Origin of the sequence: Bradyrhizobium sp. AUGA SZCCT0182 (assembly GCF_018130185.1) — a bacterium.
Taxonomy (GTDB): domain Bacteria; phylum Pseudomonadota; class Alphaproteobacteria; order Rhizobiales; family Xanthobacteraceae; genus Bradyrhizobium.
Window position 1 is genome coordinate 21,500 of sequence record NZ_JAFCLY010000032.1, and the last position, 15,773, is coordinate 37,272.

20 protein-coding genes are annotated in these 15,773 nt (G+C 62.3%); 9 read left to right on the forward strand and 11 right to left on the reverse strand.

The window, feature by feature from the left end; translation table 11 throughout:
• The first annotated feature begins 15 nt into the window (after positions 1 to 15).
• Positions 16 to 1,293: an ArgE/DapE family deacylase gene (locus JQ611_RS28460; protein ID WP_212467302.1), complete on the forward strand. Its 1,278-nt coding sequence runs from the start codon at positions 16 to 18 to the stop codon at positions 1,291 to 1,293.
• Positions 1,294 to 1,407: 114 nt separating this feature from the next.
• Here JQ611_RS28460 and JQ611_RS28465 read toward each other — a convergent pair whose 3' ends face one another.
• On the reverse strand, positions 1,408 to 2,346 hold the full coding sequence (locus tag JQ611_RS28465; protein ID WP_212467303.1) for a hypothetical protein: 939 nt from the start codon (positions 2,344 to 2,346) through the stop codon (positions 1,408 to 1,410).
• 110 nt (positions 2,347 to 2,456) lie between these two features.
• Positions 2,457 to 3,245 carry a cobalamin-binding protein gene (locus tag JQ611_RS28470; RefSeq protein ID WP_212262475.1) on the reverse strand — a complete coding sequence of 263 codons (789 nt, stop codon included), beginning with the start codon at positions 3,243 to 3,245 and terminating at the stop codon, positions 2,457 to 2,459.
• 123 nt (positions 3,246 to 3,368) lie between these two features.
• On the opposite strand from JQ611_RS28470, the gene JQ611_RS28475 reads away from it, so the two are divergent.
• Positions 3,369 to 3,767 carry a PaaI family thioesterase gene (locus JQ611_RS28475; protein WP_211994734.1) on the forward strand — a complete coding sequence of 133 codons (399 nt, stop codon included), beginning with the start codon at positions 3,369 to 3,371 and terminating at the stop codon, positions 3,765 to 3,767.
• Positions 3,768 to 3,785: 18 nt separating this feature from the next.
• Here JQ611_RS28475 and JQ611_RS28480 read toward each other — a convergent pair whose 3' ends face one another.
• The 3 genes from JQ611_RS28480 to JQ611_RS28490 form a co-directional block, all read right to left on the reverse strand.
• Positions 3,786 to 4,832, reverse strand: a complete 1,047-nt coding sequence (locus JQ611_RS28480; protein ID WP_212467304.1) for a phenylacetaldoxime dehydratase family protein — start codon at positions 4,830 to 4,832, stop codon at positions 3,786 to 3,788.
• Between the two features lie 40 nt (positions 4,833 to 4,872).
• Positions 4,873 to 5,886: a carbon-nitrogen hydrolase family protein gene (locus JQ611_RS28485; protein WP_212467305.1), complete on the reverse strand. Its 1,014-nt coding sequence runs from the start codon at positions 5,884 to 5,886 to the stop codon at positions 4,873 to 4,875.
• A gap of 197 nt (positions 5,887 to 6,083) precedes the next feature.
• On the reverse strand, positions 6,084 to 7,037 hold the full coding sequence (locus JQ611_RS28490) for a helix-turn-helix domain-containing protein (protein WP_312011155.1): 954 nt from the start codon (positions 7,035 to 7,037) through the stop codon (positions 6,084 to 6,086).
• A gap of 232 nt (positions 7,038 to 7,269) precedes the next feature.
• Here JQ611_RS28490 and JQ611_RS28495 point away from each other — a divergent pair, with 232 nt between their 5' ends.
• Positions 7,270 to 7,902, forward strand: coding sequence for a GNAT family N-acetyltransferase (locus tag JQ611_RS28495; RefSeq protein ID WP_212467306.1), 633 nt, complete (start codon positions 7,270 to 7,272; stop codon positions 7,900 to 7,902).
• A gap of 193 nt (positions 7,903 to 8,095) precedes the next feature.
• Here the strand turns inward: JQ611_RS28495 and JQ611_RS28500 are convergent, their stop codons facing one another.
• From JQ611_RS28500 to JQ611_RS28510, 3 genes are all read right to left on the reverse strand, one after another.
• Entirely contained in the window at positions 8,096 to 8,398 is a 303-nt protein-coding gene (locus JQ611_RS28500) for a hypothetical protein (RefSeq protein ID WP_212392024.1), read from the reverse strand.
• A gap of 86 nt (positions 8,399 to 8,484) precedes the next feature.
• On the reverse strand, positions 8,485 to 8,784 hold the full coding sequence (locus JQ611_RS28505) for a putative quinol monooxygenase (protein WP_212467307.1): 300 nt from the start codon (positions 8,782 to 8,784) through the stop codon (positions 8,485 to 8,487).
• A gap of 33 nt (positions 8,785 to 8,817) precedes the next feature.
• Positions 8,818 to 9,492, reverse strand: coding sequence for a DUF2161 domain-containing phosphodiesterase (locus JQ611_RS28510; RefSeq protein WP_212262240.1), 675 nt, complete (start codon positions 9,490 to 9,492; stop codon positions 8,818 to 8,820).
• 123 nt (positions 9,493 to 9,615) lie between these two features.
• Here JQ611_RS28510 and JQ611_RS28515 point away from each other — a divergent pair, with 123 nt between their 5' ends.
• Together JQ611_RS28515 and JQ611_RS28520 are read left to right on the forward strand one after the other, a co-directional pair.
• Complete coding sequence (locus JQ611_RS28515; RefSeq protein WP_212262237.1) at positions 9,616 to 9,960, forward strand: GrlR family regulatory protein; 345 nt, start codon at positions 9,616 to 9,618, stop codon at positions 9,958 to 9,960.
• Between the two features lie 70 nt (positions 9,961 to 10,030).
• Positions 10,031 to 10,732 carry a hypothetical protein gene (locus JQ611_RS28520; RefSeq protein ID WP_212467308.1) on the forward strand — a complete coding sequence of 234 codons (702 nt, stop codon included), beginning with the start codon at positions 10,031 to 10,033 and terminating at the stop codon, positions 10,730 to 10,732.
• A 4-nt stretch (positions 10,733 to 10,736) separates the two neighbouring features.
• On the opposite strand, the gene fabG is transcribed toward JQ611_RS28520, so the two are convergent.
• Positions 10,737 to 11,417: a 3-oxoacyl-ACP reductase FabG gene (fabG, locus tag JQ611_RS28525; RefSeq protein WP_212467309.1), complete on the reverse strand. Its 681-nt coding sequence runs from the start codon at positions 11,415 to 11,417 to the stop codon at positions 10,737 to 10,739.
• 62 nt (positions 11,418 to 11,479) lie between these two features.
• Here fabG and JQ611_RS28530 point away from each other — a divergent pair, with 62 nt between their 5' ends.
• Positions 11,480 to 12,226 carry an SGNH/GDSL hydrolase family protein gene (locus tag JQ611_RS28530; RefSeq protein ID WP_212467310.1) on the forward strand — a complete coding sequence of 249 codons (747 nt, stop codon included), beginning with the start codon at positions 11,480 to 11,482 and terminating at the stop codon, positions 12,224 to 12,226.
• Between the two features lie 103 nt (positions 12,227 to 12,329).
• Positions 12,330 to 12,533 (forward strand): hypothetical protein, encoded by a 204-nt coding sequence (locus JQ611_RS28535; protein WP_192733344.1) that lies wholly within the window; start codon positions 12,330 to 12,332, stop codon positions 12,531 to 12,533.
• A gap of 136 nt (positions 12,534 to 12,669) precedes the next feature.
• On the opposite strand, the gene JQ611_RS28540 is transcribed toward JQ611_RS28535, so the two are convergent.
• On the reverse strand, positions 12,670 to 13,416 hold the full coding sequence (locus JQ611_RS28540) for a tyrosine-protein phosphatase (RefSeq protein ID WP_212262226.1): 747 nt from the start codon (positions 13,414 to 13,416) through the stop codon (positions 12,670 to 12,672).
• Positions 13,417 to 13,536: 120 nt separating this feature from the next.
• Here JQ611_RS28540 and JQ611_RS28545 point away from each other — a divergent pair, with 120 nt between their 5' ends.
• The gene (locus tag JQ611_RS28545; RefSeq protein ID WP_212467311.1) at positions 13,537 to 13,863 is read left to right on the forward strand and encodes an MliC family protein; all 327 of its coding nucleotides are present in this window, start codon (positions 13,537 to 13,539) and stop codon (positions 13,861 to 13,863) included.
• Between the two features lie 110 nt (positions 13,864 to 13,973).
• Here JQ611_RS28545 and JQ611_RS28550 read toward each other — a convergent pair whose 3' ends face one another.
• Positions 13,974 to 14,171 (reverse strand): DUF2735 domain-containing protein, encoded by a 198-nt coding sequence (locus JQ611_RS28550; protein ID WP_212262220.1) that lies wholly within the window; start codon positions 14,169 to 14,171, stop codon positions 13,974 to 13,976.
• A 557-nt stretch (positions 14,172 to 14,728) separates the two neighbouring features.
• Here JQ611_RS28550 and JQ611_RS28555 point away from each other — a divergent pair.
• Positions 14,729 to 15,766, forward strand: a complete 1,038-nt coding sequence (locus tag JQ611_RS28555) for a glutamine synthetase beta-grasp domain-containing protein (protein ID WP_212262217.1) — start codon at positions 14,729 to 14,731, stop codon at positions 15,764 to 15,766.
• The last annotated feature ends 7 nt before the right edge of the window (positions 15,767 to 15,773 follow it).

Here is a 15,773-nt window from a genome sequence, read left to right on the forward strand (position 1 = left end):
GATTGGAGCCGCCGCATGACCACCGATACGCAACAAAGGATTCTCGACGCCGTCGATGCCGGCTTTGATGCGCAGCTTGCGACGACCCGCGACTTTGTCGCGATCCCCTCGACCCGCGGCGCCGAGGGGCCGTGCCAGGACATGATCGGCGATCTCCTGCGCGCGCGGGGCTACGAGGTCGACGACTGGCATATCGAGGTCGAGGATTTGAAGGACCTGCGCGGCTTCGGGCCGATCGAGCATGATTTCTCCAAGGCGCGCACCGTGGTCGGCACCTACCGTCCGCCGACCAATGGCGGCAAATCGCTGATCCTGCAGGGGCACTGCGACGTGGTGCCGGCCGGCCCGCTCGACATGTGGGAGACGCCGCCGTTCTCGCCGGTGATCAAGGACGGCAGGATGTATGGCCGCGGCGCCTGCGACATGAAATCGGGCACCATCGGCGCGCTCTATGCGCTCGATGCGATCAAGGCCGCCGGCCTGCGGCCGACCGCGCGGATTCACTTTCAGTCGGTGATCGAGGAGGAAAGCACCGGCGTCGGCGCGCTCTCGACCCTGCAGCGCGGCTACCGCGCCGACGCCTGCTTCATTCCGGAGCCGACGGGCGGCAAGATGGTGCGCTCGCAGGTCGGCGTGATCTGGTTTCGGTTGAGGGTGCGCGGCGTTCCCGTGCATGTGGCTTACGCGGGCTCCGGCTCGAATGCGATCATGGCGGCCTATCATCTCGTTCACGCGATCGGCAAGCTCGAGGCCGAATGGAACGAGCGCGCCAAGGCCGATCCGCATTTCAAGACGCTGACGCATCCGATCAACTTCAACCCCGGCATCATCAAGGGTGGCGACTGGGCTTCCAGCGTGCCGGCGTGGTGCGATGTCGATTGCCGTATTGCCGTGCTGCCGGGCTGGTCGATCGCCGATTGCCAGAAGGAGATTCTGGCCTGCGTTTCCGCCGCGTCGCGCGACCACCGCTTCCTCTCCAACAATCCGCCCGAGGTGCAATGGTCGGGCTTCCTGTCGGAAGGCTACGAGCTGAAGGACTCCGCCGCGCCGGAAGCGGCCTTCGGCAAGGCGTTTGGCGCCGTCTATGGCGGCAAGGTCGAGGACCTCGTCTTCACGGCCCTGACCGATACGCGGTTCTACGGCCTGAACTACAACATCCCGAGCCTGTGCTTCGGCGCCAGCGGCGCGGCGATCCACGGCTTCAATGAATATGTCGATCTGGATTCGCTGCGCAAATCGACCAAGGCCACCGCGTTGTTCATCGCGGAATGGTGCGGGGTGGAGAAGCTGTAACCGTGCCTAGAGCTAGACGCTTATTTTGACGCGTTTTCTACCGCAGATAAGTCTACGCAATCTGCGTAAACTTGATTGCTGTGCGAGCCGGTATCCACGTCGCTCGAAAACGCTCTACGGCTTTGCTTTGAAGCTTTCGACCATCGCTCGAAATTCCGGCAAAGCCTCGTCAAACCGCTCCGGCGGCGCCATGCCCAGCAGGACAAAGGGGCGCCCCGACGGATAGAGGGCAACGACCAGGTAGCGGAGCGGGCGGCCACCGGCCCCTTTGCCCTCGCCAAGATATTCGAAGCCGGCCGTGTTCGACGTCGTCAACGGTTTGGTGCTCAGGATTTTCTGGTCGCTGATTGTTCTCGACGCCAGAAATTGCTGCTCGCCGAAGCGCTGCTGATCAGAGGGCGCAATGGTGGCTTCGGTGGCGAGACTGACGATGAAGCCGACGTCGTCCAGCTTCCCCTCCGGCGGAGGCGGCGTTTCCTTCAGCAGCAGTCCCCTGCCGGCCAGCGGCTTGCGATACGCAAAGCGCGCTGTCGGCTCGATCGAGAACGGTAGCGCGGCGATCGGATCGCCCGAGGCCGTCGCAAGGATCCGGACGCTGGCAAGCGCGGCGCGGATCACGGCATCCGACAGCTGCTTTGGCGCGGGCTTTGCGATCGAGACGGTTAACATTCCGGTCATGTCGGGGCCGTCGATGACCATCAGCCATTTGTCAAAAACCTGATTGCCGGCGCGTTGCTCTGCACGCACGGTGATCTGCTCGTAGGGCACCCCCTCGATCGTCTCATGTGACAGCAGGCGCATGCCACGCTTGGCCATCGCATCCGCTGTGAGGCCGTTGCGGAACTGTGTGAACGCGACCGGAGGGAACTCCGCCAACAAGATTGATGCATGGTGCGACTGATCCTGAAAGCCGGTGAATGTCGTGGCGACGACAAAGCCCTTCGGCGGCGCGAGACTGATGCGGCTGCCCGGTGGCGTAACCGGATCGGCAGCGTGGGCGAGGCCGGCGAAGAACCAGCCGGCGAGAGCCACGCCGACAGCAAGAAGTCGCATCCCTATCGATAGTCGCCACATGCTTGCACAGCCCTCTATACGTCTCATTCACCGCGATAATCCTGAGATGGTTTGTTTCTCAAGTGACCGCGCGGGTTCAGTGTCGGCTGTCAGTCTTGCTGTGGCCAGAGCGCCTTCACGATCGCATCCAGCCCGTCCGTCAGCGCGGCCGGGCCCGGCTGCAGGATCAGCGGCGATTTGATCTCGACGATGCGGTTGTTGCGCACGGCGGGGATGTCGCTCCAGCCCGGACGTTGCCTGATCCGCTCGGGCACGACCTTCTTGCCGCACCATGAGGCCAGGATCACGTCGGGCGCGGTCTCGCGCACCGTGTCTGATGAAATGATGCGGTCCTTGGCGGCCTGCTGAAACCGCAGCTTTGGCAGCACGTCTTCGCCGCCGGCAATCTCGATCAGTTCGGACACCCAGCCGATGCCGCTGATGATGGGATCGTCCCACTCCTCGAAATAGACTTTTGGTTTGGGTGAGGGACGGGGTGTCGCAGCGATGCTGGCAAGGCGCTGCTCAAAGCTGGTGGCAAGCTGCTCGGCGCGCTCCCCAGCTCCGACCAGCGCACCGAGCGTGCGGATCATCGCGAGTATTCCCGCGACGTCGCGCTGGTTGAAGACATGGATGGCGACGCCGGCGCGCACGAGGTCGGCGACGATGTCGGCCTGCAGGTCGGAGAAGGCGAGCACCAGATCCGGCTGTAGCGCCAGGATCTTCGGAATGTCCGCCGAGATGAAGGCCGATACCCGCGGCTTCTCGCGGCGCACCCGCGGCGGCCGCACCGCATAGCCGGAGACGCCGACGATACGGTCCTGCTCGCCGAGCAAATACAGCGTCTCCACGGTCTCTTCGGTGAGGCAGACGATCCGGTGGGGCGGGAACTGGCGCATGGGGGACATATGCAGAATTACCGGCCTCTTGTCACGGCGCCATTACCTCCGAGGTCATTGCCTGATTTACCTGGCTCCTTCATGCTTGCTGCGGAACTGCTTGAAAGAAATACGGGAGGACGCATGACGCTGCTGGAAAAAATCCAATCGATGAAGATGCCGTTTGCGGAATTGAAAGGCGTGACCTTTGTCGAGGCCGAGAAGGACCGTGTGGTCGCGAAGATGCTGGTGCGCCCCGAGCTCTGCACCTTGCGCAGCACGATTCACGGTGGCGCAGTGATGGCATTTGCGGATTCGGTTGGGGCGGCCGCGACCGTCATCAATCTGCCTGAAGATGCCAAGGGCACCACCACGATCGAGAGCAAGACCAATTTCATCGGCGGGGCCAAGGAAGGCAGCACGGTGATTGCGACCGCGACCCCGGTTCACCGGGGACGACGCACCCAGGTCTGGCAGACCCGGCTCGAAACCGAGGACGGCAAGCTGGTCGCGATCGTCACCCAGACCCAGATGGTGCTGTAGGCGCGCGGACAGTGCCCGCTACGCAGCGTCCGTCGGCAGGGCGTTCAGCATCCCGGTTTGCGGGTGACAATCCAGATATTCAAAGAAGGCTTCGTCGGCCCGCGCCACCGTGACCTCGTGATAGAGCCGCAGCTTCGCGGCAGGACCCAAGGTCGACAGATATTTCATCGCGGCGCCAAAAATCCGGACATGGGTCGGATGCGATTCCGCCCATCGCTCCAGGGCGGCGAGGCTCTTCCACCAGCTCATGCCGTAGGATTTTTCGGTGCGTGTGCCGTCGGGCGCGACGACGGTCATATATCGGTTGGCGTAACAGCCGATCGAGCGGCCGTCATCGCGCAGGAAGTCCATGCCTTCCCGCAACACCGGCTCGACATCCTCCAGGTACATCTTGCGTTCGGAGGCTTCGGTATCGCCCCAATCCTGGCCCGAGCGGATCAGGCAGACATTGTCTGAAGGGATGACCCTGATGCGGGCGCCATCACGGACAGCGGTGATCGTTCCTGATGGCGCCATCTCGCTGGTCTGGGAGTTGGGAATGCGATCGCGCATGCCGCCCCAATAGGCGTGCTCCTGAATCTCGCCGCTCATGCCGTCGGCGAGAACCGCGACGCCTTCGGGTCTTCCGATGGACGAGAACAGGGTCTCATAGCCTTCCACGCTGGGATGCAGCACCTCGATGAACGTGCCCACACCGCCGGCGTTTCGTCGCTCGCCGGTCCAGCCCTCGCGCGCCGCCGGGAACCAGCCGTCGAACCTGGCGCGATCGTCCCAATAGGCCACCGTGACGACATTGGTGAAACCGGCTTCGTCAATATAGCGCGCCCGGTCCCAATGCGTTGGGCCGCCATTCTGCCCGAAAGCGGCGACGATCCACGCCAGCGCTTGCTCGGCGGCTTCTGACGCCTCGCCACGGGTCTGGACACCGAAATAGGCCATCACCACCCGCACCACGGCGGGCTTGTGGCGCGCGACGAACGATGGGTAGGGCGGTGCGTAGTCGTCCGGGACGCGACGGTGGCGTGTGCGCGCGCTTCGCAGATGGTCCGGGATCGCGGATTCCATGGGCTCGCTCCTCGTCAGCTGGCAGAACCTTCTAAAGCTCTCAGGCCTGCAGCCTGATTTCGCTCATGACCTCGGCATCGACCGGTAAGGTAAAATGTTCGACGCGGTTGGCGCGGGACGTGTTGAGCAGCAGGCGCGTGACGTCGGGCCGGGAATAATGCCCGGCGGGATCGGCTGCGTTCTTCGCCACGCCGATCATGCCGAGATCGATATCGGCATAGAGAATGCCTTCCTGATCGGGCGGCAGTTTTTCGGCCAGCGAACTGCCGTCCGGTCCGTAGATGACAGCGTGACCGCCACCGGCATGCAGGAACGCGTGCTTCTCGGGGGAGTCGCAGAGCTCTTCGATCATGGCCTGCGAGACCACGGCGCAGGGAGCGAGGACGAAGCATGAGCCCTCGACCGCGTAGATCTTGCTCGCGGCGTTGTTGACCTCATGGCCGAGGGCATGCGCGAACGGGTCGTACAGCGAGAAGCTCGGCCAGGCGCCGACATGAACCTGCTCGTTCTGGGCGTACATCGCGTATTTCGACAGCGGCTGCAGATGTTCCCAGCAGCACAACGCCCCGAGCCGCCCCACATCTGCGCGATCATGCACGGCAAGGTCGCTGCCGTCGCCTTCGCCGAACACGGTGCGTTCGGCATGGGTCGGCCGCAGCTTGCGGCGCCTGGCGATGGTCTCGCCGTCGGGCCCGATCAGCCATTGTGCGATGTAGAGGCTGCCGCCGGCGCGTTCGGAGAGGCCGAGGACCGCGGTCAGCTTCGCACGCTTCACGGCGTTGCGGATCTTGTCGGCCTGCGGGCTGTCATAGGCCAGCGAGTTGTCGAAATAGCGTTGCACGAAACCGCGGCCGATCGCCCAGGCGGGCGCGCCGAGCCAGATCTGCCATGGATATCCGGGAATGAAGGTTTCGGGAAACGCGATCAGCTTTGCACCCTGGCTGGCAGCCTGTTCGATCAGCGCGATCGTCTTGTCCACGGTCGCATCGAGATCGAGGAAGACCGGCGCCGCCTGAACCACCGCTACCTTGTACTTCTGGTGCACGAGACCCATCGAAATCATCCTTCTGCGTTGGGAGATAAGGCAATCGCTGGGTCGAAAGCCTACCGCCGCCCCTGGCTGCGGCGCTTGTCCGTGGCAGAACGAAAACTTGTTTTAACTTGCAATTGTCAGCCGTGACGGCGGAGAACCCGGCGCGTCCGCAGGCGGGCGTTGTGCCGCCGCGGGAGGCCAGAGCGATCGAGGAGAATTTATTGCGTCGGGTGGTCTCGCCATTCGCGCGGCGAGGCACCGTACCTCTGCTTGAAGATCCGGCTGAAATGGGCGAGGTCGTTGAAGCCCCACGCGAATGCGATGTCGCTGATGTGCCGGGCCGCATGCGCCGGGTCCGACAGATCGCGCTTGCATCGCTCCAGGCGCTGCATCTGGACGTAGCTGCGGAACGAGTGCTGCTCGTCGGCCATCAGGTCGCTGGCATAGCGCGGCGAGATTCCGGTGGCCGCGGCAACCTGCGAGATCGACAGGTCGGGATCGCTCAGGTGCGTCAGGATGTAATTCTTGAGCCGATAAAGCAGCGCAGAGCGGTGAAACGACTGATCCGACGAACGCGCATGCATCCGATCGGCGAAGGCCATGGCAATGAGATCCAGTCCCTGATCCAAGAGGCGGGATGCTGTGGCGGGATCGACGTGGTCGACGACCTTGCTGGTGCTAACCAGAAACTCGTAGGCCAGGCCTTCCAGGGGCCGACTGCTGCAGAAGGTGGTCGCGGTCAGCGCGTCGAAGGCGCCGATGCGTTGCTGCAGAAGTTTTCGCGGCATCTGCAGGATCGTTTGTGAAAAACTGTCATCGAAGCGCAGCTCGTAGGGGCGGGTGGTGTCATAAATGACGAACTGTCCCGCGCAGACGACGGCATCGCGGCCGTCCTGATACACGCCGTTGACGCCGCGGTTGCCCAGCGCCAGCAGCACGTAATCCTCGCTGGCGCGTGCGATCCGGGATGGCGTGCGGAACACCCGCTGGGCGCAGGAATCGACGCGGGTAAACGTCGCGCGGCCGACCGCGGATTGCGAAACCGCGCCCCAAAACCCCTCCCGCATATCGGAGTGGCAATCGAGACCGACAAAGGTATCGCAGACGATGTCCTGCCAGACCGCAAGGCGTCGATCTGGAACTGAAGAACTCGTGTCGAGCACGACAGCCACGATGGGACCTCCGGGAACCGGGATAAGTGTGGGCCAAAGCCCGGCTCAAATCCAGTGTGTGCAAATAGCTTGCCGAGCGCCGCGACTGGCGTCGATTTGGTTACCGAATTGTTAAGCAGAGAATGGCTTTTTATTAGGCATTTGAAGGGGTTGAACTTCATATTGCGATGCACAATATAGGTGGTCTAGGGATTCGACGCCTCCTCGAGGGCCACCACGAGGAGTTATGACTATGAACTACCATACTACCGTTCCGAGCCGCGCCAAGAGTACGGTCAAGGGCACCGTTCGGATTCTAAGCCAGCAAGAGGAATTGCCGCTTCTGCGCGATCACCTTTTGCGGCTCGACCGCACCAGCCGCCATGATCGCTTTCATGGCTTCATGGACGACAGTTTCATCGAACGCTACGCCGAAAAATGCGCCAACGACGGCACGGTGATCATTGGCTATTTCGAGGATGGCGTGGTGCGCGGTGCCGCCGAACTGCATCCGCCGGAGCAATCGCCTGACGCATTGCCGGAGATCGCCTTCAGCGTGGAGAGCTCAGTACGACGCAAGGGCGTCGGCAGCATCCTGTTCAGGAAGCTGATCGCGGAGGCGCGGGCCAAAGCATATAAAAGCCTGCGGATCACCACCGGCGCGCAGAATGAAGCGATGCGTGCGCTCGCCAACAAGTTTGGAGCACACCTGACGTTCCGCTACGGCGAATCCACCGGCAGCATCGATCTGGCCAAGCAGAACCAGCCGGAAGGGGCGCCGTCCGCAATGGCGACGACGCTCGAGGCCGCACGGGCGATTACGAACTTCAATCGCGCTTATTGGGCCATGATGCTGAGAATGTCTGGCTGGGGCCGGACGGCCTGACCGGAAGGCCCATCGACAGAGCCCCGTTCCGCTTGCATCGGAACGGGGCTCTGTATTTTTTGATTTGACGCGTTTTCTTGACGCGAACCGGTGCCCACTTCGCTTGAAAAACGCTTTAGCGGCAATTCGCGGATCTCCTGGATCACGCGAATTGCCCGGGGGCCTTTAACACTATGATCTTCAGGAATGGACTTCAGGTACCGGTGCGCTTGTCGTTACCGAAGCGCCTGATCACCTTGCGTTCGACCACAACCGAGCGCTGGGCGCCTTGCTCGCCCGTGATGACGCGGGTGGCGGATCGCGCAACGGCGCGGCCGGTCTTCTTTACCTCAGCCAGCACTTCTTCGTACGGCAGCCCCATCAGCGCTGCGGCGATTTCCGCCTGCTGCTGCTGATCGTCGGTAATGCCGACGGCGGCGAAGATCGCTTCTTCCAGCGTCGGCGGATCGCGCCGTACGCGCCGGGTGCCGTATTTCGTGTTCCAGTCTTCGCTCATCGGGGCCTCGCATCTGATGCGGAGATACCTAAGTGCCCTTATGTTGCATTGCAATATGAATTTGGCGTGGCATTACAGCCATGCACCTACAATTTCTCCAGTCTGGTAGCGTCGTACAGTTCGATGGACGTGGCGGCCGCGGCCAGCGACTGCAGCGACTTGACGAAATCGCGCGAAGCGGGGACCGCGAAATGGTTAAGCAGCGCCGCGCGGTCGGCCCATTGCTCGAAAAACACCAGCCGCAGCGGGTTTTCGCAATCGACATGCACGGCGTGCGAGATGCACCCGGGTTCGCTGCGCGAACGATAGACGTGCTCGAGGCTCAGGCGGCGGACCTCGTCGAAACTGTCCTGGCGTGCCGTCACACTGCCGGTAACCACGATCATGTTGTCCTCCCGGTTTCACCGTCCTTGTCGGGACTATTCGGCGGCGGTCAGATCCAGCGGTTGTTGAGGCCAGCGTTTCAGCGCGGCGTGTCCGGCATCGGTCAGGACGTAAATGCCGCGCTCGGCGCGATCGAACCAGCCATAGACATTGTGCAGTAGAATCTTGCCGGCGTCCGGCATCTCGATCCGCAAATCCTTCACGCGCCGCGGGCCACCTGAAAGTGCCGCAGCACAGGCCAGCGCCTGCTGGCGGTAGGCCGTCATGATCGGCGCGCGCGTGCTGCCGCCCATCGCCGGATCGCCCTTGCGTCGCTCATGCTCCCTGATCAGCCGCGAGCGTTTCTTGGGATTGCGGCGAGGGGCTGTCGTGGCGGGTTTGACGATCACCTCGACGTCGCCGGTGTTGGTGACCGCGAGCATGCCAAAGCCGAGCCGCCGACAGAGGTTGCGATAGCGGGCGTCACTTTCGCGGCCCTTGCCGCGTGCCGACAATTTGGCCGCGAGCCACACCTCGTCACAGGCGCCGGCGCGATCGACCGCCTGCAGGATCAGTTCGAGATTGAATGTGAGCTTCAATTCCCCGATCACCACGACCGGCGGATCGTCGCCGCTCAGCGCCACCAGGTCACAGCCGCCGATCTCGCCCTTGACCGTGAAGCCGAGCTTTTCAAGGAAGCGTTTGACGGGCAGATAAAGCGCGGTTTCCAACGACAGGCTCCGGCGGCAAAAGCGGCCGCGACTCAGTGTCACGAGTTTAGCCCGGATTTGGCCAAATCGCGCGTAAGTGGCTATCTTGGCCGGCGGGACAGGCAAACGGGCGCGATCCAATCCATGATCAGGAACGGCCTCTATCACATTACCGTGGAAATGCTGGACAGCGTCCACGGCGGCAACCAGGGCGTCATGGTCGTGCGTGATGGCCAGTTGCGGGGTGGCGACTCGTTCTTCTATGCCTACGGCACCTACACGGCAGCGAACGGCAAGTGGAAAGGCGAACTGACCAACCAGGAGCATTCGCCGACCTATGGCGAGCGGCCGGTCTGGGAACGCAAGATCGTCACCATCGGATTTACTGGAACCTATACAGACGACACCGCCGAGAGCGACGGTATCGCGCTCGCCGGCAAGCAGAGCATCCGCTTCAAGTCGATGCTGCGGATATTGATCCCGGACTGAACGCGCGCGGCGACATCTCCACCGTCTGGATTCAGAAAAACAACAAGGACCGGCTGCAGCCGGAGCGGTCATGCTCAAGGGACTTTACAAGGCCGAGATTCACACCACGCATGGTGGCTCCGGCCGCGGCGTGATGGTGGCGCGCGACGGGCGTTTGTTCGGCGGCAATGCCGCCTTTGCGTTCGCCGGCCGCTACCTCGAATCCGGTCACGATATCGCTGTCGACATCACGACGGTCCAGCGCAACGACAATCTGGGTTTCAAGCCGGTATCGGGTGCCGATAACATCACGCTGCGGGGAACGCGCAGAGGGGGTGACCGATACATATTTGAGGATGGCACCGCGCTGCTCGCGGGCGGGCCATTCACGGCTGACGTAACCGCCATCAGCGAGGAGGCGGCGCCGCCGGCGGGCGCGAACGCGCCGGACGGCGTCCGGAACGGACTCTATTCGCTCAACATCCGCATGCTCGACGGCATCGACTCCGGCAATACCGGCCTGATGGTGCTGCATGACGGCACCATTCGCGGCGGCGACGCCCATTTCGACTATGTCGGCGCCTACAGCAGCGCGCAGGGGCGGTGGAAGGGCGAATTGATCAACCACACGCATACGCCGACCATGGGTCAACGTCCGCTGTTCGGCGACCGTGAGGTCGGCATCGGCTTTTCCGGCACCTACGACGAGGATGGCGCGGAAGGCGAAGCCACCGCCCTGGCCGGCAAGCGCAGCATCCGCTTCAAGGCGGTGCTGCGCAGGCTTGCAGATTGAGGACTTAAACCCGCCCGCTTACCGGCAGCAGCGCGCCGGTGACGGCGGAGGCGGCGTCGCTGGCGAGGAACAGGATCACGTCGGCCAGTTCTGTTGGTCTTACCCATTTGCTGAAATCGGCTTTCGGCATGCTGGCGCGATTGGCCGCGGTGTCGATGATCGACGGCAGCACGGCGTTCACCGTGATCCTGCCCTTGTATTCGGCGGCGAGCGCTTCGGTCAGGCGATGCACGCCGGCCTTGGACGCGGCATAGGCGCCCATGCCGGCGCTCGCCTGCAGCGCGCCAAGCGCGCCGACATTGACGATCCGTCCGGCACCGGACGCGGTCAGATACGGGATCGCCGCACGCGAGGCGTTGAGCGCGGTCGTGACGTTGAGCGCGTACATGCGCTGCCACGTCTTCGGATCGCCCTCGATGACCGTCTCGAACGCAAAACCGCCGGCGATGTTGATCAGCGCGTCGAGCCTGCCGAAATGCGATGCCGCGGCATCGATGGCCTTTTTCGCCGCCGCCGCATCGGTCAGGTCGACACCGCCGAGTTCGAACTGGTTTGACGTCGCCGGCACCTGCGTCGGCGCGTGGTCCACGCTTGCGACCCTGGCGCCGGCCGCCAGCGCCTGGTCAACGACGACGCTGCCGAGCGCGCCGAGGGCGCCGGTCACGACAATGACTTTTCCATCCATAATGGGCCTCCGCGGGCCGATAAAAGGAAGCACACACTAGCGCCGGCAGTTTTTCATTTGCAATGCGGCGAATTTCGCATCCAAATGCGGGTGTCGAACAAAATATTCCCGTTGAGGGTGATGAAATGAACGACGTGTCACGTACCGGCGATCCGGACGTCGCCAACTTCAAATACAAACTGCCGTATCTGACGGCGGCGCTCCAGCGTCCGGAAAAGGTCAAGATCGTGGCGATCGGCTCGTCATCGACGGCGGGCGTTGCGCCGGTCGCACCTTATCCGCCTCGTCTGGAAATGCTGTTGCGGCAGAAACTTGCGCGGCGCACGATCGATGTGGTCAACCGCGGTATCAGCGGCGAAGAGGCGCCGAAAGAGTTAGAGCGGTTTCGATCCGACGTGTTCGATGAGGCGCCCGCTCTGGTAATCTGGCAGGTGGGTACCAACGCAATCTTTCATGACATGGATCGCAGGGAGGTCGCCAGAGCCATCGAGAGCGGGTTAAGACAACTCGCCGACTTGTCGGCGGATGTGATCCTGATGGACCTGCAATACACCAGGGCGATGACCGACAAGCTCAAGGCATCGGAAGAAATGGTGGCGTTCATCGCCGCAGCCGCTGAGATCGCGAAGGTCAACGTCTTTCAACGCTTCGCCCTGATGCGACGCTGGGTCGATGACAAGATCCCGATCAGTGCCCTGGAAGACGGTGCCGACAATCATCTTCACATTAGCGAGTGGGCGACCGGTTGCTTGGCAGAAGCCCTGAGCGATGCGATCGAGCGGGCCGTGAAGGCGGCGGGTACTACGTAAGAATACGGATCAAGGCCGATAGCTAAAATTTGCCTGAGTTGCGCAAGTCGATTGCAGGTTCCGTTCCCTACAAGGGGAGTCCAATCCTGGCAGGGGCATCACGATGGGATCTCTACCCGATCACGGTTTACCGCTTGTTCAGCTTAAGGAGCAGCGGCGGGACTTGGTGGTCGCGCTGCAAAACCGCAACGGTCCGATCAAGGACTGGGAGCTGATGCAGATTGCGGCGATCCAGCAGGCGATCCAGGCGTTCGAGGACGTCATCGCCGATCTCGATGCTGAAATGGAAATGGAAGCCGCGGCCTGAGCGATCGCGAGACACACTCGCGCCCGAAAGTCGGCCGCGCGGATCGTTTCGATGCGGCGGGTGAAACACGAGCAGAGCGTTTTCGAGCGAAGTGGGCCTCGGTTCGCGTGAAGAAAACGCGTCAAAATAAAAACTGTCAGGATTGCAGATAGCGCGCCGCGAGCGCCGCGCGCTCCTTTTCGCCAAGACCGATGCCGTCGCGGAGATAAGCTTCGAGACTGCCATAGTCGGCGTCAATGGCTTCGAACGCAGCGCTGAGGAACGCGGGCTGCACCGAACCCAGCACCTGCTTGACGTGATCAGGCAGGTCGCTGCTGGCAGCGGGATCCCTGCGGTAGAACTGGTTGGTCAACAGATAATCTTCCGCAATCACCTCGTCGGGAACGCCGAGCGTATGCAGGATCAGCGCACAGGCGAAGCCGGTGCGATCCTTGCCGGCGGTGCAATGGATCACCAGTGGCGCGCGGTCCTCCAGCAGATGCGCAAACAGCGCCCGGAAGCGCGGCGTGTTCTGTTGCACATAGCTGCGGTAGGAATCGCGCATCACCTCGACGGCGTGGTCAGTCGACAGCGCCGTACCGCTGGCGGCGATGGCACGAAGTGCGGCGACCACCGTTGGCTCGACCGGCAGCGAATGCACGGTGATATCGGCCAGGCCGCACACCGCCTCGGCGCGCTCCGTCGTGCCTCGAAAATCGAACGCGCGCTTGACGCCGAGCGAGCGCAAGACCGCAGCGTCATCATCGGTGAGATGGCCGAGGTGGTTGGACCGGAACATCTGCCGCCAGCGTACCGTGCGGCCGTCCCGGGTGAGATAACCGCCGAGGTCGCGGAAATTGCTGGCGCCAGCAAGATTGAGATGACGGGCAGGGGAATCTGACATCGGGGCTGCCTTACGGAATTCTTGATAGAATTCTTGGAGATGCAATTCTTGTGTGGCGATCGAGCCGGGGTGTGTCGCGTCTTGCCCTCTGGTCTATACTCGGGCCGTCAGGAGGAGAATATGAATAATCGCAAGATCGCTGGTTTCGCGGCGGCGTTGCTTCTGGGAACGATGTTTTTGGGAGCGGGCGGCTCGACGGCCGCGTTGGCACAGGCGACCTTCAAAAACTATCGTTGCGCCGACGGCACGCAATTCATCGCCGGGTTTTTTCGGTACGATTCACGCGCCCATCTGCAGCTCGATGGCAAGGCGGTGACGCTGAAAAAGGCTGTGGCGTTGTCGGGGTCGCGCTATTCGGGCCGCGGGATTACCCTGAAAGTCACAAAGGCCGGGCTCACCACGCTCAAGCACGCCAAACGGCCGGTAACGGCATGCGAACTGACGTAAAAACAGGGTTTGCATGAAAAAGGGCCGAAACGATTTCGTTCCGACCCTTTTCTACTTCACCGACCGCGCCTGAACTCTTTGACGCGGATTTGCCGAACATTGGGCTGGCATCAGTGGTCACGCCCAGGCTTGGTTTCCTCGATGGCCGCTGCGTGGTACCAGCTGCCGCTGCAGTCCGCGACATCGACCGTCGGCGCGGCAAAGTCGGGCTTGGTCTCGCCAAAGCGACGTCCCGCCAGGGCCGACCGGCCCCCGGCTGGGAATTGATAGATCTTGGCAGATCCCTCATTCACACCTGTATTGATCATCCTGGTCTCTCCTGGATCGAGCGAACCACCATGGTGCGCCCGACTCGTTCTCCGTTAGTTACCGAGACTGCGATATCGTTCGCGCCCTCCCGGAATGCAAATTGCTCAAAAAAAGTCAGCTGCTGTGCATTTTGTAGGCATTTCCTGTTTTGCTTCGTGTGAGGCAATGGGCAGGTGACTAACGCTTGAGCCGGGGAGATGGTTGCCGGCCGCGACCGAACCTCCCGCCGAATGGCGCAAAAGGCTGCTGCAGCTTTAATCGGGCCGGGAGTTGCGGGCCGAAACTGCCGTAGAATCGGGCGTCAGACGGGCTTGAAAGCGCCTTTTGGCCGCCCGCCGCGCATGTCAGGCGCGCTTCTATGTCGCATCAAAAAATGCACGCACGAGGGTGGACATCCCAAAGCCGTCCGGTGCCGCGCTGCAGCGATTGGCACTTTAATTGCTTGGTAAGAAGCGGCCTGACGTGGCCGGGTACACGTGTGCGGGGACTGCAGGGCTTCTAACCTCCAAAGTCCGAGGCTTCCGCACCTAGCAGCATTAAACTCAAGAGAGGCTCAATGACCAAGTACAAGCTCGAGTATATCTGGCTCGACGGGTATACGCCGACACCGAATCTGCGCGGCAAAACACAGATCAAGGAATTCGCTTCGTTCCCGACGCTCGAGCAGCTCCCGCTGTGGGGCTTCGATGGCTCATCGACCATGCAGGCCGAAGGCAGAAGCTCGGATTGCGTGCTCAAGCCGGTTGCGGTTTATCCCGACGGCGCGCGCAAGGACGGCGTCCTGGTGATGTGCGAAGTCATGATGCCGGATGGCGTCACCCCGCACGCGACCAACCGGCGCGCCACCATTCTTGACGACGAAGGCGCGTGGTTCGGCTTCGAGCAGGAATACTTCATGTACAAGGACGGCCGGCCGCTCGGTTTCCCGACCTCGGGTTATCCTGCGCCGCAGGGCCCGTATTACACCGGCGTCGGCTACAGCAATGTCGGTTCGGTCGCGCGTGAGATCGTCGAGAAGCATCTCGAGCTCTGTCTTGCCGCCGGCATCAACCACGAGGGCATCAACGCCGAAGTGGCGAAGGGCCAGTGGGAATTCCAGATCTTCGGCAAGGGCTCCAAAAAGGCCGCCGACGAAATGTGGATGGCTCGCTACCTGTTGCAGCGCCTGACTGAAACTTACGGCATCGACATTGAGTATCACTGCAAGCCGCTCGGCGACACCGACTGGAACGGCTCGGGCATGCACGCCAACTTCTCGACCAAACTTATGCGCGAGACCGGCGGCAAGGCCTATTTCGAGGCGCTGATGGCGGCCTTTGAGAAGAACCTCATGGACCACATTGCCGTCTACGGGCCGGATAACGACAAGCGTCTGACCGGCAAGCACGAGACCGCTCCCTGGAACAAGTTCAGCTACGGCGTGGCTGACCGCGGCGCCTCGATCCGCGTGCCGCACTCGTTCATGAAGAACGACTACAAAGGCTATCTCGAAGACCGCCGCCCGAACTCGCAAGGCGACCCCTACGCCATCGCTTCGCAGATACTGAAGACGATCGCCGAAGTTCCGACGGCTGCCAAGTCGGCCGCCGCCTAAACCACGC